The following is an 18983-nucleotide window of genomic DNA, read 5'->3' as shown; positions in this document are numbered from 1 at the left end:
CTGGCTGTGCTTGGGGTACCCGTGTCACTCTTGCCCCTTTCCTGAGGCTGGTCAACTTGCGTGGTTTGGGTCTCACGGTTTCAGCACGACTCTGCCGTAAACGCCGCCGGATTCGAGAAGGTCATGGGCGGCCGGAGCGGAATCCAAAGACAGGATTTCCTGTATCTCAGCCTGCACCATGTTGCGTTGTAGGAATCGCAGGCAATCCTCCAGTTCGGCAAGGCTGCACGCCTTTGAGCCTATGAGGCGTATCTCTCGGAGGATCAGCGCCCCCGGCAAAATCCCGACTGCCTTGTTTTCTAAATTCCCAACAACGGCGACAGTGCCACCACGCCGGACAGAGCGGAGACTGCTGTCCAGGGTTGCGTAGGCAGTCATCTCAAGAACAATGTCAGGTTGGATATTTCGTTGTCGAACCTCGCTGTCGAACCTTCCTCCCGCAGCAACGATAACCTCGTCGGCATACAACCGCAGCCGATCGACTTTTCGCTCACTAGACGTGACCGCCACAACCTCAGCTCCCATACTGCGGGCCAGCTGTAAGGCATGTATGCCGATTCCCCCGCTCGCCCCTGTTACCAGCACGCGCTGCCCTGGTTTTACGCCAGCGAGAGTCAGCGCATGATATCCGGTCCCAATCGCGCATGCAGCAATGGCGGCAGCTTCAGAGGAAACTTCATCAGGGATGTGGGCAAGGCTGAGTTCATCCATAAGGCAGTACTCGGCGTAACCACCATCCAAGCCCTCTCCGTAGAGGAGCCCCTCCATACAGAGAACTTCCCGTCCACCTAAGCAGTCCCGGCATCGATGACAGGACCGGCGTTGTGTCGAGGCAACCCGGTCCCCAACTCCGAGTTTGGTCAGGCCGGGGCCAGTGACGGCGACTGTGCCGGCAATTTCATGTCCGATGGTCGTCCCAAGGACGCGATCGACCTTGCCGCTTCTTCTCATGATGTCCTGGCCGCAAACGCCGCACGCTTCTACTTTCACAAGGACTTGGCCCCATCCTGGGACCGGGACATCTCGAGAACGCGCGTGGAGAACTTCACTGCCACCGAATGCTAAAAGGGGGAAGGCGACCATGGTCTCCGGGGTGACTCGGCTACTCACCATCCGACGCGGCCTACGCTGTGCCGCTGGGGGCATGCGCGGATGACCGGTACAAGAGGACCACCCAAAAGCCGCTCTGACAAGTCTCGCCTCGTTGATTGAGCACCTCAACTTTGGTTCTGACGATGCCGCGATCCGCCTTGGTTGCCGAGGGTCGGAGCTCCGTTACTTCTTCCCGCACTGAGATAGTGTCCCCGACCCGGACGGGTGCAGCCAGCTTCCAGTCCTGGATGCCGAGGAAAGCTATAGCGGATTGTTCTTTCCAACCGACGGCCATTTCCAAGCCAAAGGCGATGGCTAAGGCGCCGGGGCCGTGAAATATCCGTCCACCGAATTCGGTTGCTTTGGCATATTCCTCGTTGGTATGCAAAGGGTGCATGTCACCTGACCAGGTGGCGAAGGTGACAAGATCCGTTTCGGTGATGGTGCGGCCTTGCGAAAGCCAGGAATCACCAATTTCCAGGTCCTCGAGGAACCTGGTTGCCGACGGGATAAGACGATTGTCTATCGAGGGGGCCATCATGGCTCCTTTCAGTGCCGGCTAGGTGGAAGGTGATTTCCAGCCGGCTTTGGCTCGATCCGCATTAAAGTCTCTGTCTGTGACGCCGTTATAGCGCGCAGCGTCACGCGGAACAATGCGGATTGGCTTACCGGCGGAAAGTTCTTCGGATACGTGGGCGATGACTCCGGGAAGTGTGGAGAGTACAGCTATGCCCGTGCCCTCTTCTGGCGTGAAGCCCAACCCAAGCAGTATCGCTGCCATGACCCCCACATCGTTGATCGGAATGTCTGACTTGCCTGGGAGTTCAGTGAAGGCCCTGTGAACGGCCTCGTACACTTCAGCCGGTTCTCCCCAGACTCCCTCCTTCACTGCTATTTCTTTAAGACGTTCGCCACGGGGGTCAATCTTCTTGAAGACCGGATGACCGAGACCGGGGATCCTCTCCTTTATCTGCCGCATCGCGCTCACCTTTGCATCCGCGAATTCTTCCAGCGGCAGCCCCGAGCTTCGGTACTCGGCATGAGTCGCAAGGATGAAGCGGCCCGTCTCTTCGGTCGAAAGCGTGTGCTTACCGACAGACAAGCAGGCAGCGGACATGCCGATAGCCATACTGGGATTGGCGGAGACGGCAAACCGGGCAGCCAGTGTTCCTGGCTTTTCAAGGGCGTAGTCCAGTACGCCGCTGAGCACAGCGTCCAAACACCGCACCTCGTGCGGGGTGGGAACGCGACCGCGAATCAGCAGGAATATGGCTGCAGTAAATGGGATTTGCCCAATGAGATCTTCAAGGTCGTACCCACGCACGTACACCTTGGTATCGGTGACTTGGCTGACAGCCGATGACCAATAGTCCGTTGATTGCTCCGCGATTTCCGCTTCCAATGTAGTCTCCCGAACCGATAAGTGTCTTAAGAAGGGCGGATGGGGCCCGTACCCTTAGGGCGTACTTCTGGACAAATCTGCGCTAATAGAAGGAACTGTAGGTCCCATTTGGCGTTGCCGGCATTGGAGTTTCAACAAGGCTGTGTCCCGCAGGGGTAAAGATTCCAATGGCATCACACCTATCCATCCGTGGTTGCTGCAACATGAATGGTTCCGGGTCCTCCAACGCCCGCAGCAGCTGGAGGACCCGGGGGTCTTTGAGGGCGCACTGGAGTGCGTTTACTCGATGACTTGAGACCTGCAGAACCTACTGCCGATGATGTGCAGGTCCCGGATCGATGATTTCAGCCAGATGCCTTGACGCCTGGTCTGTGTGGTTTTCCAAGATTTGCCGGACCTGCATGTGGCAGCTGAATCCGTCCGTCAGGATTGGAGTCCCTTCCGACGTCTCCCGTAGCGCGGGAACCAGCGACTGTTCGGCCACTGCCATGCTGACGTCAAAGTGCTGGTGTTCGAAACCGAAGTTTCCAGCAACGCCGCAGCATCCGGTGGCTTGGTTGATACTGCTCACTCCTAGAGCAGCCAGCGCAGAAGTTTGTGATGCCGAGCCAAAGGTGGCGTATTCGTGGCAATGAGTTTGAACAGTTACTGCGGTGGGGATGGTCTGGGGACGCCAGCCTGCGTTTGCCTGTTCCAGGACCGCGCCCGCAAAGTTCTGGATTCGACTTGCAACGCGGCGGGCGGACTCTGTTGGCACGAGCTCAGGCAGGTCTTTTCGCAGTGCTGCTGCGCAGCTGGGCTCGATGACGACAATTGGACGATCCGTACCGTCATCCAGGGCTGCGGCGGTCTTCCTTAGGAGCTTCCGGGCGGTATCCAATTGACCTGTTGAGATCCAGGTCAAGCCGCAGCACTGGTCCGCGCTGCACTCAACCGATTTCTGGGCGTCCTCGAGTACCCGTTTCGCTGCACCCGCAACTGCGGGCCGGAAGCCGCGGGTGAAACTGTCAACGAAGAGTACCGTGTCCGCATCAGTTGGCCGGGCGGTGCCGATTTCCCTTTCAAGCTGGCCACGGGACGCGAAGTCAGGCATCTTGCGTTTCGTTGTAATTCCTGCGGCACGGGCGATAACCCCAGCAAGAGGGCTGCGAAGGGTCATGTTGATCAATGGGGCGATGCGGCCGGTGACCTTCAGCCACGTCGGCAGCCAACCCAGGCTGTAGTGCGACAGGGGACGCAGACGCCTCTGGTAGAAGTGGTGGAAGAACTCGGATTTATACGAAGCCATGTCGACTCCTGCAGGACAGTCACTTGAACATGCCTTGCAGGAAAGGCAGAGGTCCAAGGACTCTCGAACGTCTTTTGATTTCCACCCCTCCTGCGCCGTTCTGGACCCCATGACCATTTCCTGCAGCACACGGGCTCGGGCCCTGGTTGAGTCTTTTTCGTCCCGAGTGGCCCGGTAGCTGGGACACATAACTCCCGCTCCAGCCGTAGTGCGGCATCGTCCAACCCCGATACAGGATTGAACGGCGTCCGGAAACCCTTCCCGGCCTTTCAACGTCGGCTCGAGGGCAAAGGAAGTCCGGAAACCGCGTGCAGGGGCGCCAGCAAGAGCGAGATCGGACATGATTGGGGCGGGTTTGGTGATGATTCCTGGGTTTAGAAGTTCGTGCGGATCCCAGATGGCCTTGTAGTGAGTAAAGGCTGTGATTGCTGCAGGGCTATACATAATCGGAAGGAGTTCGGAACGGGCCCTGCCATCCCCATGTTCACCGGAAAGGGAGCCGCCGTGGCGGCTTACCAAAGCCGCGGCCTCCCGGAGAAACCGTTCCATGACATCCCGGCCCGACGCGCTTCGTGGGTCAAAGGTTATTCGTACATGAGTGCAGCCTGCTCCGAAGTGCCCGTACATAACGCCGCGAAGTTGATGTTCTTCCAGCAAGGCAGTGAAGTCCGAAAGATAGGCCGCAAGATTTTCGGGAGAAACTGCTGCGTCCTCCCACCCGGCCCATGACTGCTCGCCGTCAGCCAGCCGGGATGACAGACCCGCACCGTCTTCCCTTACACGCCACAGGTTCGCCCGGTCACTCGGATCGGGTACGGCCAATCCCTCCAGGAGATTTCCGCGCTCAGCCAAGCTTTGAAGAAGATTCTCCGCCTGCCGACGAACGTCTTCAGGGTTTTCACCATCCAGGTCGACATACAGGTAGGCATTGCCCTTTGGCAGGGCCCCGACTGCCGCGTCCCCCCGGCGATGGCGGACTGTCTGGACGATGGCATCATCGATACCTTCAACGGCTGCAGGATTAAAACGCAGAATCTCGGGTACATCTGACGCTGCGGCAACGACGTCGGGATAGCCCAGGCAAACGAGAAGCGCGGAGGGTGCGACCTTTGCCAACTTGACGGTGGCAGAGACAATGACGGCGCAGGTACCTTCGCTGCCGGCCAGAGCCTTGGCCGTGTCGAACCCGTTCTCAGGGAGGAGGTTCGCCAACTGGTATCCGGAAACTTGCCGTGCAAGTCGACCGAACTCAGTCCTGAAAACGGCGAGGTTGGAGTCAGCAAGATGCTTCAGTCCTTCCTGGATGCGAGCGGCCTCGGCCGCTGACTCGGCGTCCGAGGGATCGAGGGCCCTGACTCCGCCTGCTTCAGCAGTCACCAGGTGACCCGATGCCGTCACCAGGTCTACTGAAACGATATGGTCGGCGGTCCTGCCGTCCCTGACCGAGTGGTTGCCGCATGCATCGTTGCCTATCGCCCCTGCCACAGTTACGCGCCCCATCGATGACGGGTCGGGAGCGAAGGTATAGGTCCCACCTGTTGCTGCTTGTATTTCCTTTTGCAGGGTAGTCAGGATGATCCCAGGTTCAACCGTGACAGTCCGTGACTCCAGGTCCAATTCCAGCAAGCGGTTCATGTAACGGGAAAAATCCATGACGAGGCCAGTTCCGATGGCGTTGCCCGCCATGCTGGTCCCACCACCCCGACTTGTCACAGGGCATCCGTGCAGCCGGCAAACTCGAATAATCGATCTGACGTCGTGGCTGCTGCGGGGAAAGGCGACTGCTTGTGGCCGGACACGGTAGTTGGAGGCATCAAACGAGTACTCCGTCCGTCGCCGACTACTGCTGTCCACCTCTATGCCAGCGCCTTTAAGATCACGAACAAGCGCTTCGGTGATGTCTGAGCTCATGGTGCTGAAACTTTCCGTAAGGTGGCCTGTCGGGCCTATCTAAGACTGGTGGCGGATCTGCCCTGTCGAGGGCGTTACCTTCGCGATGGAATACGTTCTGAGATCTTAGGGTGGTCTCCGGGGAAGCAGCCGCCATAATTTCTTCGAAAGAAAGAACGGTACCTTGGTCCTTTTCCGAGGGCCCCCTGTGCTGCTGCCTCAACTCTCCACCTAAATCCGGGGGACAAACCCTGTCGTGCCCTACCGGTACGGGACGGGGCAGATCATCGCAGGATGTGGAGCTTCTGCGGGCACTACCTGTAGCTTCCACGAAGAGAACGGCCCAATGCCGTGAAGTTGCCAGTTTCGCACCAGCAATCACCCCCGTAGTTTGAATGGCATGGGAAGCAAAAGCGTAATTATCACAGGATCCGGATCGGGTATCGGCCGAGGCATTGCCCAGGCATTTGTCGAAGCAGGGTATGAGGTCTATGCCAGCGACCTCTCAGAGGAACGCCTCGCAGAGACCCGCAGCGAACTCGGCTCTCCGGAGTCACTTCACACAAGGGTTGTGGACGTCAGTGATTACCAATCGGTATCCGCACTCGTAGACGAGGTCGTGGACAAGACCGGGAAGCTGGACGTCTTTGTTAACAGCGCAGGTGTATTTGACGGATACGCCGACGTGCTTGAAACGACCCCGGAGCTATGGGCCAAGATCATCGGGGTCAACCTGACAGGAGCCTTTTACGGCTGCCGCGCCGCTGCACAGGTGATGACAAAGCAGAACTCCGGTCGCATCATCACTATTGGTTCAGTCGCAGGCCAGCGGGGCGCGGCAGACGGAATCTCGTATGTCGCCTCCAAGGCCGGCCTGGAAGGCCTGACCCGGCGGCTTGCCATCGATGTTGCCCCACACGGCGTGACCGCCAACGTCGTCGCTCCCGGCGTTATCAAAACCAACCTCCGCGCGACGTCGGAGGAAATCCTGGGCGATCTCGTCTCGACCCAGCAACGCGGCATTGGCGTTTCGCCCGAAATCATGGACTTCCTCATCCCCGCAAAACGGTCAGGTGAACCATCAGAAGTCGCGAGTGTCGTCCTCTTCCTCGCTTCCGACGCCGCCAGCTATGTCAACGGTCAGACCATTCAGGTCGATGGCGGCTGGAACGCCACCTAAACCTGCCGGGCTACGTCGGGCTAAAAAACCATCAACCAGGCCCCAACGCGGGACAACATAAACAGCCGGAGCAAAGCAGAATCTGAACTCCGGGACGTGAAAGGTGTATCAGTGATCAGGACAGCATTGACCGAGGCCCTCGGTCTCCAGTACCCCATCTGCTCCGCAGGCATGGCCCGGGTGGCACAAGCCGAGCTTGTCACCGCCGTTAGCAACGCTGGCGGCATGGGATGCCTCGGTGGTGTCAGCTTCATGCCTGATAACCTCCGCGCCGAAATCAAGAAGATCCAGGCTGGCACCGACAAACCCTACGCGATTAATTTGCTGCTCCCGGATTCGCTTACCACTGAGGATGAAGCACAGTGGGCACCGGTGCGTGAGCTGTGGGGATCACTGTCCGGAGCTGATCAGGAAAAACTGGCGGGCGTGGAAGCTCTTTTGACCCCTGGCGCCGTAGCAGACCAAGTCCAGATCGTCCTGGACGCGGCACCCGCTGCCATCGTCCTGACCTTCGCCACTCCCGACTGGTTCATCAAGGAATGCAAGGACCGCGGGATAACTGTCTTCTCACTTGTCGGCTCCGTGGGCAAGGCAAAGGAAGCCAGCGCCGCAGGCGTTGACTTCATTGTGGCGCAGGGAACAGAGGCTGGCGGTCACACTGGCTACGCATCAACCATGACCCTCGTCCCAGCCGTCGCAGATGTTGTAGATCAGCCGGTTCTGGCTGCCGGAGGCATCGCCGACGGACGAGGGCTGGCGGCCTCTCTCGCTTTGGGTGCGGCAGGTGTTTGGGTCGGAACCCGATTTATTGCCAGCCCCGAGGCTTACGGCCATGAAAACTTCAAGAACCGTGTGGTCGAAGGTACCTTCAAGGACAGCACCATTACCTACTCGTACAGCGGTAAGCGCATGCGCGCTTTCGAGAACAAATGGACCTCGGAATGGGAATCGACCGAGAAGAAGCCGGCAGGGTTCCCTGGCCAATACGCAGTCGCAGGCACCCGTGTCGAGACCGGGTATCAGGACGGTGACATGGACTTCGGAATGATGCCGGTCGGACAGACAATGCAGCTGGTTCATGAGATTCTTCCGGCCGGCCAGATCGTAGAGAACATGGGCTCGGAGGCGGAGAAGATCCTCAAAGGGCTTGCGGTCTGAAACTAACCGCACGCCGGTTCAAAGGCCCCACCAGCCCAACGTTGTTGATGCCCTGCGGCAGGTTAGCTGGCCTACAGCGTGTTCCAACCTCAAAATCAATGTGGAGCGGATATGAATAACTCGTCAACCGAGCAAATGGGCTGTGTTTCAGCACTCGAGAAGGTCGCGGGTCGAAACCCCGACCACGCGGCCATCATCGACGGCGATACCACTATCACCTATGGGGACCTGCAGGCGTCAATCGAGCGGCGCGCCGGGATACTGCTCAAAGCCGGACTCAAACCCGGTTACCGAGTGGCCCTCGTAGCTGAAAGCTCGGCCGACTACCTGGCAACCGCTTTGGCTGTATGGCGAAGCGGCGGCGTCCTGGTCACCGTCTACCCTTCCTCCGGGCCCGGCGACCTGGAATATGCCATTGATACGAGTGACCCTGCGCTGATCGTCACCTCTGAAGGCGTCGATGGTGCATCGATTACTACCGCGGCACGTAACGCGCCCATTGTCGATATTGCTGACTTCCGGGTTACCACCGTGCGGCATGACGCGTCGCCGAACCCGGAGGGTCTTCGCGAACCGCTCGCCATGATCTGCTTCTCGTCAGGCACCACAAGCCGGCCGAAGGCAATCATGCTCTCCGCAACAGCCATTTACAACTGCGCGGATACCTACGGCGAGGTTTGGCACCTCGGCCCCGAAGACACGGCCATCATCTGTCTACCAATGGCCTGGCTCTACGGGCTGGCCAGCACCTCATTGGCCGTCCTGCTGCGCGGCGGGACTGTCGTGGTGGTCCGCAGGGCCCGTCCGGAACTGATAGCGCCAGCCATTGAGAAGCACTCAGCCACATTCCTGGCAGGCGTCACTGCAACGTTCGGGAAATTGGCGCAATACGCAGAGCAGACCAACACCGGCCATCCCGCGTTTCCTTCACTTCGGCTCTGCATATCAGGTGGAGAGCCCAGAAATGAAGCCGCCTTCAGTCGTTGGCAAGCACAAACCGGGCTGCCCGTCCTGGACGCCTACTGCGCCTCCGAATGCCTACCGCTGGTGACGTACGACCCGGTCGCCAACCCGACACCCAAACCGGGATCCGCCGGCAAGCTGGTGCCCCGCTCGAGGCTGAAGGTTCTCGACGCCCAGGGACAGGAAGTCCCGGAAGGCGAGACTGGGGAGGCATACTCTACAGGCCCTGGTCTGATGCTTGGATATTGGCGAGACGAGGAACAAACGCGCGCCGTCATTACCGAAGATGGCTGGTATCGCACCAAAGACCTCGTAAGGGTAGACGAAAACGGCTTCGTTTACGTTGTTGGCCGCCTATCCGACGTCATCATCCGCGGCGGCACAAATATCTCTCCGGCAGAAATCGAACGAGTCCTTCAGCAACACCCATCTGTTGCTGAAGCTGCCGTCGTGGGCATCCCGGATGACATCTACGGCCAGCGCGTCGTGGCTGCCATTGTGGCCCAGGGAGGGTCACCCCTTGACCACGACGAGCTTAAAACGTTCACTGCCGCCCGTCTCTCGTCGTATAAGGTTCCCAGCCAGTTCGTCACCGTTGATGCACTTCCAGTGAACTTGACGACCGGAAAGGTCAGCCGGCGGGACGTGGCAGCGCTCCTGTCGGCAGAAGCACGTCAAAGTAGCTCATAACGGCGTAACTACACCCGCCATCACATTTAGGGGGCAGCGCTCCTAGACATGCTGCCAGACAAGAAGAGTTAGGACAGGAAGAAAATGAACCTCGACAAGGCCGGAGTTGTGGTCGTAGGCGGCGGGATAGTTGGCGTAACAACGGCGTACTTCCTCGCGACAAAAGGCCATGACGTTGTGCTCCTCGAACAGCGGGAACTTGGCCACGGAGCCTCTGGGCGTAACCTGGGATTCCTGCATATGCAAAATCGCCACGGCGACTACGCAGTGGAGCTGACACGCGCCGGCAGAGCTCTTTATGACGACTTTGCAGATATCCTCGGGCCGACCTTCGAGTACAGAAGCAATGGCGCCATGACGTTCTTTTATACGGACGACCAGCGCCGCGTCTACAAGGAATTCGTCGAAGCCCGCATTGCCGACGGATTCAAAGCGGAGCTGCTTGACGACCAGGCTGCTCACGAAGCCGCACCGATCTTGCCACCCGACGTCATAGGAGCCACCTTCAGCCCGGAGGACGGCCAAATTCGAACGCCCAAGTTCGTCCGCGCCCTGGCCCAGGAATGCCGCAGACTCGGTGTTCGCATCCACGAGAACACACCGGTCCTTGGCCCGCTGCGACGTGGTTCGAAGGTCGTAGGTGTCAGGACAGTTGGGGGCGATGTCTCCGCGGACAAAGTGGTGTGGGCGACGGGCATCTGGTCAACAATGCTTGAAGCGGAAGGCATTAGCGTACCCATAAAGGCACACAGGCTTGGAGCTGTAATGCTCGCGCCCGTCGAAGAGAAACTCGACAAGATTCTCAACGGACCGCTGGCGGCCAAGCAGTACGCCCACATCCGCAACCTTCCAAGCTATCGGGATGAATACTTCACCTCGCCTTCCGAGGACCAGACGCACGCCCTGGAACACATGGAGTGTGTGGCCAAAACAGAAAACGGCAATCTGTTCATAGGGTGCCCCATGGATTACCCTGACCAGCTCGATGACAGGATGCCCGCCGCCGGGCTGAAGCTTGCGATCGACTCCTTGCTCCGTACTTTTCCCAACTACAGGGCTCTCGGCATCGAGAGCGCCTGGGCCGGCCTGGTGCCTGCCACGGCCGATTCCCTGCCAATCGTTGATGAAGTAGAGGAACTTCCCGGGCTGGTCCTCGCCACAGGCCATGTCTACGGCAATCTCGCCGGGCCGATCACGGGACGTCTGGTGGCCGAGCTAATTTCGGGCGAGCAGACCAGCTTGTCCCTCGACGAGTTGTCTCTCTACCGGCCGTCCCTTGCCGCCCCCGTTGACGGGGTCATCAGGTACTGAACCAGCTGGTTCACCGTCTACAGCATCTAACGAATACTTGAGAACTGGAGCACGCTTTGACTACCAACCTCCTGGGCACGACCAGCTCTTCCGCTGTCCGGTATCTTGACGACCTTGAGCTCGGCCAAGAATGGATCTCCGCCGGCCGTACCGTCACCGAATTCGACGTCGTCACTTTCGGCACATGGTCGGGGGACATGCACCCGTTGCACACAAATGAAGAGTATGCGAAAACGACTGAATTCGGGACCAGGCTTTTCCACGGCCCTGGCGCCCTGTCCCTTGCATTCGGGCTTGAAATGGCTTTGGGATGGAAGAACGGGTCGGCCATAGCATTCTTGGGCATCGACAACTGGAAAATGTGCGCCCCGATACGAATCGGTGACACCATCACCGTTCGCGAAGAAGTGATTGGCATCAGGCCATCCAGCAGCAAGCCGGACCGGGGCATTGTTACGACCCGTGTTCAGATTTTGAACCAGAACGGGGTTGTTTGCCAGGAAGGCGACTGGGTCGTCCTCCTATCACGCCGGCCAGGATAAGGGGCGCGGCCCCTCAATCGTTGACCACCTCCGAATTTGGCCTAAAGAAAGCTGATTGTTGTGCCTCTCCAACTACCTGAAGGCAAACGGCTTGCCGTTTCGCTCAGCCCGGATTTTGATGCTCAAAGTGTCTGGCTGGGGACGTTTCGCTCGACCTCTCAGACTCAGCTGTCACGGGGTGAGTTCGGTGCCGTCGTTGGCGCACCGCGGCTTCTAGAGGTGTTTCAACGCTACGGAATAACAACGACGTGGTGTGTACCTACACACACAATGCAAACCTTCCCCCGCTCCGTGGAAGCGATCGTCGAGTCGGGCCATGAAATAGGGGCTCACGGCGTTTATCACGAGTATGTGCCCAAATTGGAACGGGACGAGGAACGGCGCCTGCTGGAACTACAGATCAGGCAACACGAAGAGTTTATTGGGAAACGTCCGCGAGGCTACCGCTCTCCCGCGCTAGACGTCACCGACAACACCCTTGAACTCTTGGAAGAGTTTGGCTTTGATTGGGATTCATCGCTGATGGGTCGCGACTTTGAGCCATATCGACCCCGTATGGTCGTCGATATCAGCCTGGAGAAGGGCAACACATTCGGCCCTGAGAGCAAGCTCCTGGAGTTTCCAGTTTCCTGGTTTCTTGATGACTTCCCCGAACTGGAGTCCTTTAAGGGCAGCCCCCTCATGCAAAGCAACGAGGCGGTGCTCGCGCGTTGGATCGACAGTTTTAACTTCGCCTATGAACGGTGCCAAGGCGGCGCAATGACCTGGACTCTGCACCCGCAGACGATCGGAAGAGCGCACAACCTCCTCATGCTTGAGAAATTCCTCGACCATATATCTTCCTTCGACGGTGTGTGGTTTCCCACACTCTCCGAGCTCTTCGACTGCTGGCGTGACGACGGCAGCGGCCAGGCTACCGCCGCTGCCATCCCGGTCATCGAACGTGCCCGTCATGCCCCCATTTATCTTGAAAGGACAACCCCATGATCAGGATGCTCCTGATAGGCCCCCCTGGCGCTGGAAAAGGCACCCAGGCCAGGCACATCACCGAAAAGCACGGAATCGTCGCCATCTCGACTGGAGATATCTTCCGGCATAACGTGAAGAGCCAGTCTCCGCTCGGCCGGGCCGCAGAGTCTTACATGAACGCAGGCAAATTCGTCCCCGATACGATCACGAACGAAATGGTGCGTGATCGTCTGAATCAGCCTGACGCGCAGGACGGTTTCTTGCTGGACGGGTACCCTCGCACGGCAGCTCAGGTCGGCTTTCTCGACGAGGCGCTGGCTGGCATGGGTCACAAACTTGATGTAGTACTTCAACTCGTCGTTGACAGGGACGAATTGGTCCAAAGGCTGCTCAGGCGGGCTGTCAGCGAAAACCGTACCGACGACACAGCCGAGGTCATACGGGAAAGAATGGCCCTCTATTTCGAGCAAACAACCTCCGTGACATCCCTGTACAGCCAACGCGGCCTCCTTACCAAGGTCGAAGGAATCGGCACGGTCTCCCACGTCGCCCAGAGGGTTGCAACCGCTCTGGACGTTAAATTGGGAGCGTCCTTGACGCTCTAACGGGTCGCGGCGTAGCAGCGCAAGGAGGCGTTCGGCTCTCGCTTTGTAGCCTGGCAACGAGTAGGGTCGGTCTTCCAGGAAGACCGACCCTACTCGCATTTCACGCGAACCGCAGGTAACTTATCGGCCAGGGGCCTGTACAACCCCGCCTCTTTGCGCCGGAGGCCTAGCGTAGGGCAGCACATCCGTTGCTTCGACGTCGGACGGCTTACGGTTCCCCGCCGTCTCGCCCGATGACTTGGGCCGTGGCTGCTGGAGCCGCCCGAGCTCCAAAGCTGTTAGGGCCAGGAAGACCGAAGAAACGGCTCCCGGCTCCCTCAAGTTAATTTCAAGAATCTCTTCAGCTTTTGCTAAGCGGTATCGCAGCGAGTTGTGGTGGATTTCGAGGGCGTCCGCCGCCGCATTGATATTCTGCGCATGCTCAAAGTAAGTCTGAAGGCCCTCAACAAGAAGCTCCCGCCCTTCAAGTGGCTTGAGAAACTCCTGAGCCCAGGTGATCATTTTGTCAAAGCCAACATCCGCAAATAGCCGCGTGGCGTAGCTGAAATCCTCATAGGCCATGATTTTCGGACCGCGGGAGTTCCTGCGAAGCGTTCTGACGGCGAGCTGTGCGTCTTGATAGGAGTCCAAGATGTCCCCAAGCGCGTGCACTTTGCGGCCGATGCCAATATGCGCGTTCGGGAGTTTGTTGCCTTCGGCTATGACGATCCTGCGCAGAGTCTGAATGCTGCATTGCGCAGTTATGGTGACCGTCTTGTCCCTCGCGGTCATAAGATACGAAACTGACTGCGACTCCAGCGCCATGCCCAAAAGTTCGGAAAGCTCGTCGATGGGGGGCAGAGGCCGGGACGCAACCGAAGAACGAATCGGACGGAAGACAATGGTGCGCAACTCTTCGGCGAAGGACAGTCCAAAGGCGGAGATTCGGCCGGCCAGTTCTGGATTGTGTGGCTCCCGGCGTAAGGCAAGGGCCTCCTCCAGCACTGCTGTCCGTATAGCGCGCTCCTGCTGCCTGGCTGCCACTGCCATCCGTTGACTGGCCTCAACCAGTGTTGCTGCAACATGAGCTGCCGACGTTGAGTAGGCGTCAGGAAAATTTGGGCGCCGTGTCGTAACGAGCAGCCACCCGAAATGTGATTCGTCTTGGATCGGAGCGGAAATTCTCGCCGCCACGCCCCGCCACCCGTCAATGTCCACCTTCTGCGAATCGGCTTCGGTACGGGCAATCTCTCCGAATAGCAGGGACATGGGTACGGGGCCTGTCGCTTGTACCGTAAGACCGGACCTGTCCACCAGTACTGCTGTGGCGTTGCATACATGCGCAAGGCGGTTCAGGAGCGCTGGTATCGGATCGGGTTCAGTCATGGCCTGGCTGAGTGCCCGCTGCAAGGAGGACAGTCTTCTTGATACTGATTCCTCCGGTACCTCCATCGACCGTGAAATGGAAACAATGATGTCGGCAACGTTTAAGCTGGCGTCAACGGCGACAACAAGGTGACCGCTGGCAACGGCTTGCACCTCCTCCACGGTGGCTGCCACCGTGGAGGATACAAAGAGCACCCGGCCTGCTCCACCAAGTTGAGCTAGAAACCCCTTTAGATCAGCATAGGTTTCCAGACGAGGACAGACTATGACGATGTCCGTGTCATCCGGGAGATCTTCTGGCTTTAAGAAGACCGTAGCGCCCCTGACCTGCCTGGACAGTTGGGAGTCTTCGCCGGCCAGCAACGTGGCAGCCGCACCCAAATCCGTCAGTACCGTTCCCAACGGAACGGAAATCGAATCATGGTTCATAAGGGAACTCTCTTGGAACAGAACCGGAACGGACGGACGCCCTCCCGCCGTCGCTTTTGCCCCAGACTAAACGAGGAACGCCACCGAACCATTGTAGGAATTCTAACTCCATTCGCGACCCTTTGGAGGAGTACCAATTACTGTCTCGTCTAAGGCCTTCTAACGTCACCTGCAGACCACTCATTTGAAGTACATGGACAATCAAAGCCAGGGGCCTGGCTCGCTGAAGGGCTGTTAACCAGGCAATGGGGCATGGTCCCGGCATTAAGTAGTCCGATCGTGCTTTCGGCCCGGGTGATCTGGAAGACTAAGGGTAGGGCTTTACAGAAGCACTCCCAGCAGGAAGGAAACGTGCTATGGGCGCTGACACCCTCGCGGCCGGCGACATTGTGGTCGTAGGAGCAGGAATCGTAGGCCTTTGCACGGCCTGGGAGCTGCGCAAAAGGGGCTTCGATGTTGTCGTTGTTGAACAGCGGTTTCCTACATACGGCGCGTCAGGGAGAAATCCTGGTTCCTTGTGGCTGCAAACTCGGCGTACAGGCACTGAGTTGGCACTCGCCAAGGCGGGCAAAGAGAAATACCAGGAGTTTCTTGGCGAGCTCGGTGACGTGTTCGACTATCGCAATCAGGGTGGGCTTTTCTTCTTTGAGACCGACGAACAGGGCAAAGTTTTGGAGGACTATGTCCTTAACCGGCGGGAGGCCGGTTTGGACATAAGCATGATCAGCCGGGATGAGGCGCTGAAACACTCGTCTATCCTTCCAGACAGTGCCGTGGGCGCTGTGTTCTGCGCAGACGACGTGCAGATCGACGGCGTTCAGTTCGTTAACTCCCTGGCCGCTGCCTGCGTTCGGGCCGGCATCCGGACATTTGAAAATACATCTGTGCTTTCTACTTTGCGCCACGGAGAGACCGTTACAGGTGTACGCACGGTCAGGGGTGAAATCCACGCTCCGGGTGTGGTATGGGCAACAGGCGCCTGGTCTACGAACCTCCGGGCAGAGGGCATCGACGTTCCCATCGACACTGCCCGGGTGGGCCAAATGCTAACGCAGCCCGTAGACGCACAGTCAAACGCGATAATGCACGGTCCCCGGGGCGTCTACGGGTGTGGGGCACTTACGGACCTTGCCACTTACGATCCTGCAATTTTTGCTCCCCCAAGCACTTTGTCCGTCAACTATGACGACTCAATCGCCCAAAATCGCGGCGGTTCAATATTTATTGGCAACAGCTTTGACGGTCGCGGCTCCCTCAACCCTCACATCAGCATTAACGCCACAAACGCAATGGTTTCGACAACGTTGGACAGGTATCAAGGGCTCGCGGATTACGGCGTTACCGGCCTCTGGGCCGGATTGGGGAGTGAGACCTCCGACCACCTGCCAATCGTTGATCGTGCTGATGGCGCATATATCAACGTCGGACACGCTTGGGGTATCGCCAGCGGTCCTATTTGCGGTCAGGTAATGGCTGAGGTCATCGCCGGTGAAGCGAGCAGCTTCGCCAAAGCTTTGAAGATGAATAGGCCGGCGCTACCCGCTGGGACCGACTCCTAGCCCCCTCCTTCATACGTCAGCCGCCAGGAGGGTCCTCCGTGGCGGCACGGCTACACGGCATCGCTCTCATTAGCCCTCTTCTGTAGCACTTTCCAGGAAAGCTCCCTCCGAGCTGACTGAGTTACCCCTCAGCCGTCCCATGCCGGCCGTGGCAGGGGTCCAGCGTTGGCAAGGGAACCAATGTCCGGCCAGACTTTTGAGAATCCTCCCAATGTTCACCCCCCTGGGGCTCCAGTACCGTCAGAGTCACAAGTCGGCCCGGCCATTCCGGGAACGGTTTCACCAACCACGCTCGACCTCGATCGTTCATCTGCCATCATCCGCGTGACCGGCGGGAATGCAAGTGAGGAGAAGAATCGCCGTCCACGCGGCCGATTCTAGACAGGAGTTTCTTATGACCACGGCGTCATTGAAGGTAGCCACCATTCAGTTCGAACTTCGACAGGAGAACAGCCTCCACGAATACTTGCAGCACATGGAGACACTTGTGAAGCGCGCCGCGGAACAAGGTGCCGAACTTGTGCTGTTCCCTGAGCTTGCAAGCACCGGACTTCTTGCTGCAATTGATGATCACGAGGTCACGACTGCCTCCATCACCTCCGACTATTGGCACTCCCTGCCGAAATTTACGGAGGACATCGTTGCCGGCACAGTCAGGATGGCCAGGGAGAACAACGTTGTCGTTGTCGGCGGAAGCCATAACCGCGTCGCCGAGGACGGATCCCTGAGGAACACCGCGTTCATCGCACACCCTGATGGGCGAGTCGAATCCCAAGACAAAATTCACCTGACGCCCCAAGAGCATTCCCTGGGCGCCAGAGGGGGCGACGAACTGCTCGTAACAAAGATCGGACCCTTCACGGTGGGACTCTTGATCTGCGCCGATATCCAATTCCCCGAACTGACACGGTACCTCGTGCATAAAGGAGTGGATCTGATCCTATGCCCCTCCCTTACCTGGAACCGTCGAGGGGTGCACCGGGTTCGCACCGGATGCCAGGCACGGGCTATAGAAAACCAGCTGTACGTCGTAATGTCCCCCCTTTTCGGTACCAGCGGACTTCCGACTGATTCGCCCATGTACGCCGTGGGTAAAGCACTCGTATCCGGACCGGTGGACAGGACCGTGGGCATCAACGACGGGATCCTGGCAACGACGGAATCAACTGAAGAACAAGTGCTGATTGTTGACCTCGATCACGACCTACTGCTCGCCTCAAGAGCCAATCCAGAAGCTCCCGGTCTCGCACTGCGCAGATTGGATCTCTATGCGAAGCTTCAGGCGGAAATGGGAGCGTAATGCCTCTTTACCAGCACCGGGTCAGAAATCATGAAGTTGATTCGCAGGGGTTTCTGTTCAACAGTCGCTACCTTGAAGTTGCTGACGTAGCGATGACCGAATTCTTCCGCAGCATCGGCTGGCCCTATCCCAAGCTCGTAGCCGAAGGCACTGATCCCTCCGTAGTCAACGCAGTCCTCACATTCAAGGCCCCGGCCTATTTCGACGAAACCCTCGACATTGATGTCGACTGCCACAAGGTCGGAACCTCGAGCTTCGTCCTGAATGTTCTAATTAGCCGTGACGACACCGAGCTGGCAGATGTCGAACTCACCTATGTCAACGTCGATCCCGCGAAAGCGAGATCCCGACCACTGCCGGAAGCCGTTGCCCTGGCGCTACGTGCTGCCTTGAAGGGCAATCCGCAGCAAGGTCGCGCCGGGTTCCTGCCCCAAAGCCAGCACGCCTAGTCTCTCCACCACGGAGAGCTCCTTACCATGACCCCACCGCCAACTCAACACCTAGGAGACCTTGTGTCGGTAACTTTGAGCTACAAACCAGCATTCGACCCGAACAACGTCAAAGACTTCGGCCCGGCGAAAATCGAGCACCGAACAGCCGCTTCCCAGCTGACGCAGCTGGGCACCTACTTCATGACCTTCGACGGGACAGGGTTCAGCGACCCCTGGACCGTACAGTACGAAGAAACCATTTACGTGATTGAAGGGCAGGCCCGCCTCCTCGTCATCGATGGTGAAAACGAGGAGTCTTTGATCGGCGACCGCGACGAGCTAATCGTTCTTCCCAAAGGAACCACCGTCCGGTACGGAGCCGTCCCAGGAACCCGTCTCCTCTTGTCCATTACGCCGGTTAACTGGCGCAATGCGGGCGCATAGGCTGTGGTGGGATCATGAAAGCCCCAACCCCTGAAGCCCTGCCCAAAGGTGGGACAAAAAGCGCGATAAAAGGTACGTCGTGGGGAAGCCTCGAACCGGGACAGGTCGTGACCCTCGAGAAGTGCAACCATCGCATCACCGGTAGCATCGACGCCTTGACGGAGGATGGGCATATCCTCTGGATCATCTCCTCGACGGGGGAAAGGCGCCTGTTTCATATCGACGACGGTTACGCCCTCTTCACTGCACTGCCCGAGCCTTCTTAGGCAGCGTGAGCTGTGCACGGCCATTTAGGATTCTGCCTACTTTAGGGGCAGTATCGGCGCAGGGGGCGGCATCGGCCCTTTTTTGACGCAGCGCTGCGA

The 18983-nt window shown here is 58.5% G+C and carries 17 protein-coding genes; 12 read left to right on the top strand and 5 right to left on the bottom strand.

Annotation, left to right across the window (positions count from 1 at the left end; translation table 11 throughout):
- Positions 1–72: 72 nt before the first annotated feature.
- The 4 genes from QFZ70_RS01305 to QFZ70_RS01290 all read right to left on the bottom strand — a co-directional run bounded on the left by QFZ70_RS01305 (position 73) and on the right by QFZ70_RS01290 (position 5693).
- Complete coding sequence (locus QFZ70_RS01305) at positions 73–1083, bottom strand: alcohol dehydrogenase catalytic domain-containing protein (RefSeq protein WP_307093727.1); 1011 nt, start codon at positions 1081–1083, stop codon at positions 73–75.
- A 40-nt stretch (positions 1084–1123) separates the two neighbouring features.
- Complete coding sequence (locus QFZ70_RS01300) at positions 1124–1633, bottom strand: MaoC/PaaZ C-terminal domain-containing protein (protein ID WP_307093726.1); 510 nt, start codon at positions 1631–1633, stop codon at positions 1124–1126.
- Between the two features lie 18 nt (positions 1634–1651).
- Entirely contained in the window at positions 1652–2494 is an 843-nt protein-coding gene (locus QFZ70_RS01295; RefSeq protein ID WP_307093725.1) for a citryl-CoA lyase, read from the bottom strand.
- Positions 2495–2801: 307 nt separating this feature from the next.
- The gene (locus QFZ70_RS01290; RefSeq protein ID WP_307093724.1) at positions 2802–5693 is read right to left on the bottom strand and encodes an FAD-binding and (Fe-S)-binding domain-containing protein; all 2892 of its coding nucleotides are present in this window, start codon (positions 5691–5693) and stop codon (positions 2802–2804) included.
- Positions 5694–6072: 379 nt separating this feature from the next.
- On the opposite strand from QFZ70_RS01290, the gene QFZ70_RS01285 reads away from it, so the two are divergent.
- From QFZ70_RS01285 to QFZ70_RS01255, 7 genes are all read left to right on the top strand, one after another.
- Complete coding sequence (locus QFZ70_RS01285) at positions 6073–6852, top strand: SDR family NAD(P)-dependent oxidoreductase (protein ID WP_307093723.1); 780 nt, start codon at positions 6073–6075, stop codon at positions 6850–6852.
- A 111-nt stretch (positions 6853–6963) separates the two neighbouring features.
- Complete coding sequence (locus QFZ70_RS01280) at positions 6964–8010, top strand: nitronate monooxygenase family protein (RefSeq protein WP_307093722.1); 1047 nt, start codon at positions 6964–6966, stop codon at positions 8008–8010.
- 111 nt (positions 8011–8121) lie between these two features.
- Positions 8122–9663 (top strand): class I adenylate-forming enzyme family protein, encoded by a 1542-nt coding sequence (locus QFZ70_RS01275; protein WP_307093721.1) that lies wholly within the window; start codon positions 8122–8124, stop codon positions 9661–9663.
- An 84-nt stretch (positions 9664–9747) separates the two neighbouring features.
- Entirely contained in the window at positions 9748–10974 is a 1227-nt protein-coding gene (locus QFZ70_RS01270; RefSeq protein WP_307093720.1) for an FAD-binding oxidoreductase, read from the top strand.
- A gap of 56 nt (positions 10975–11030) precedes the next feature.
- Positions 11031–11516 carry a MaoC/PaaZ C-terminal domain-containing protein gene (locus tag QFZ70_RS01265; RefSeq protein ID WP_307093719.1) on the top strand — a complete coding sequence of 162 codons (486 nt, stop codon included), beginning with the start codon at positions 11031–11033 and terminating at the stop codon, positions 11514–11516.
- Between the two features lie 60 nt (positions 11517–11576).
- Entirely contained in the window at positions 11577–12503 is a 927-nt protein-coding gene (locus tag QFZ70_RS01260; RefSeq protein WP_307093718.1) for a polysaccharide deacetylase, read from the top strand.
- Positions 12500–13090, top strand: coding sequence for an adenylate kinase (locus QFZ70_RS01255; protein ID WP_307093717.1), 591 nt, complete (start codon positions 12500–12502; stop codon positions 13088–13090). The genes QFZ70_RS01260 and QFZ70_RS01255 overlap by 4 nt, the downstream gene beginning before the upstream one ends.
- Positions 13091–13210: 120 nt before the next feature.
- On the opposite strand, the gene QFZ70_RS01250 is transcribed toward QFZ70_RS01255, so the two are convergent.
- Positions 13211–14884 (bottom strand): CdaR family transcriptional regulator, encoded by a 1674-nt coding sequence (locus QFZ70_RS01250; protein ID WP_307093716.1) that lies wholly within the window; start codon positions 14882–14884, stop codon positions 13211–13213.
- Positions 14885–15240: 356 nt separating this feature from the next.
- Here QFZ70_RS01250 and QFZ70_RS01245 point away from each other — a divergent pair, with 356 nt between their 5' ends.
- From QFZ70_RS01245 to QFZ70_RS01225, 5 genes are all read left to right on the top strand, one after another.
- Positions 15241–16443 carry an FAD-binding oxidoreductase gene (locus tag QFZ70_RS01245; RefSeq protein ID WP_307093715.1) on the top strand — a complete coding sequence of 401 codons (1203 nt, stop codon included), beginning with the start codon at positions 15241–15243 and terminating at the stop codon, positions 16441–16443.
- Between the two features lie 394 nt (positions 16444–16837).
- Entirely contained in the window at positions 16838–17743 is a 906-nt protein-coding gene (locus QFZ70_RS01240) for a nitrilase-related carbon-nitrogen hydrolase (RefSeq protein ID WP_307093714.1), read from the top strand.
- A complete protein-coding gene (locus tag QFZ70_RS01235) occupies positions 17743–18192 on the top strand; it encodes a thioesterase family protein (RefSeq protein ID WP_307093713.1) in 450 nt (149 codons plus the stop codon). Before QFZ70_RS01240 ends, QFZ70_RS01235 begins: the two co-directional genes overlap by 1 nt.
- A gap of 63 nt (positions 18193–18255) precedes the next feature.
- Positions 18256–18618 carry a hypothetical protein gene (locus QFZ70_RS01230; protein WP_307093712.1) on the top strand — a complete coding sequence of 121 codons (363 nt, stop codon included), beginning with the start codon at positions 18256–18258 and terminating at the stop codon, positions 18616–18618.
- Between the two features lie 14 nt (positions 18619–18632).
- Positions 18633–18884 carry a hypothetical protein gene (locus tag QFZ70_RS01225; RefSeq protein WP_307093711.1) on the top strand — a complete coding sequence of 84 codons (252 nt, stop codon included), beginning with the start codon at positions 18633–18635 and terminating at the stop codon, positions 18882–18884.
- Positions 18885–18983: the final 99 nt, after the last annotated feature.

It is taken from the genome of Arthrobacter sp. V1I9 (genome assembly GCF_030817075.1).
In the GTDB taxonomy this organism is placed as follows: Bacteria; Actinomycetota; Actinomycetes; order Actinomycetales; family Micrococcaceae; genus Arthrobacter.
The sequence above is the reverse complement of the archived record's forward strand: the minus strand, read 5'-3'. Positions and strand labels throughout refer to the sequence as shown.

What these genes read in the sequence shown, in the direction of transcription:
- QFZ70_RS01225 (WP_307093711.1), top strand. Translation starts at nt 18,633, where the DNA reads ATGAAAGCCCCAACCCCTGAAGCCCTGCCCAAAGGTGGGACAAAAAGC.
- QFZ70_RS01270 (WP_307093720.1), top strand. Translation starts at nt 9,748, where the DNA reads ATGAACCTCGACAAGGCCGGAGTTGTGGTCGTAGGCGGCGGGATAGTT.
- QFZ70_RS01275 (WP_307093721.1), top strand. Translation starts at nt 8,122, where the DNA reads ATGAATAACTCGTCAACCGAGCAAATGGGCTGTGTTTCAGCACTCGAG.
- QFZ70_RS01245 (WP_307093715.1), top strand. Translation starts at nt 15,241, where the DNA reads ATGGGCGCTGACACCCTCGCGGCCGGCGACATTGTGGTCGTAGGAGCA.
- QFZ70_RS01235 (WP_307093713.1), top strand. Translation starts at nt 17,743, where the DNA reads ATGCCTCTTTACCAGCACCGGGTCAGAAATCATGAAGTTGATTCGCAG.
- QFZ70_RS01285 (WP_307093723.1), top strand. Translation starts at nt 6,073, where the DNA reads ATGGGAAGCAAAAGCGTAATTATCACAGGATCCGGATCGGGTATCGGC.
- QFZ70_RS01255 (WP_307093717.1), top strand. Translation starts at nt 12,500, where the DNA reads ATGATCAGGATGCTCCTGATAGGCCCCCCTGGCGCTGGAAAAGGCACC.
- QFZ70_RS01300 (WP_307093726.1), bottom strand. Translation starts at nt 1,633, where the DNA reads ATGATGGCCCCCTCGATAGACAATCGTCTTATCCCGTCGGCAACCAGG.
- QFZ70_RS01250 (WP_307093716.1), bottom strand. Translation starts at nt 14,884, where the DNA reads ATGAACCATGATTCGATTTCCGTTCCGTTGGGAACGGTACTGACGGAT.
- QFZ70_RS01240 (WP_307093714.1), top strand. Translation starts at nt 16,838, where the DNA reads ATGACCACGGCGTCATTGAAGGTAGCCACCATTCAGTTCGAACTTCGA.
- QFZ70_RS01305 (WP_307093727.1), bottom strand. Translation starts at nt 1,083, where the DNA reads ATGGTCGCCTTCCCCCTTTTAGCATTCGGTGGCAGTGAAGTTCTCCAC.
- QFZ70_RS01290 (WP_307093724.1), bottom strand. Translation starts at nt 5,693, where the DNA reads ATGAGCTCAGACATCACCGAAGCGCTTGTTCGTGATCTTAAAGGCGCT.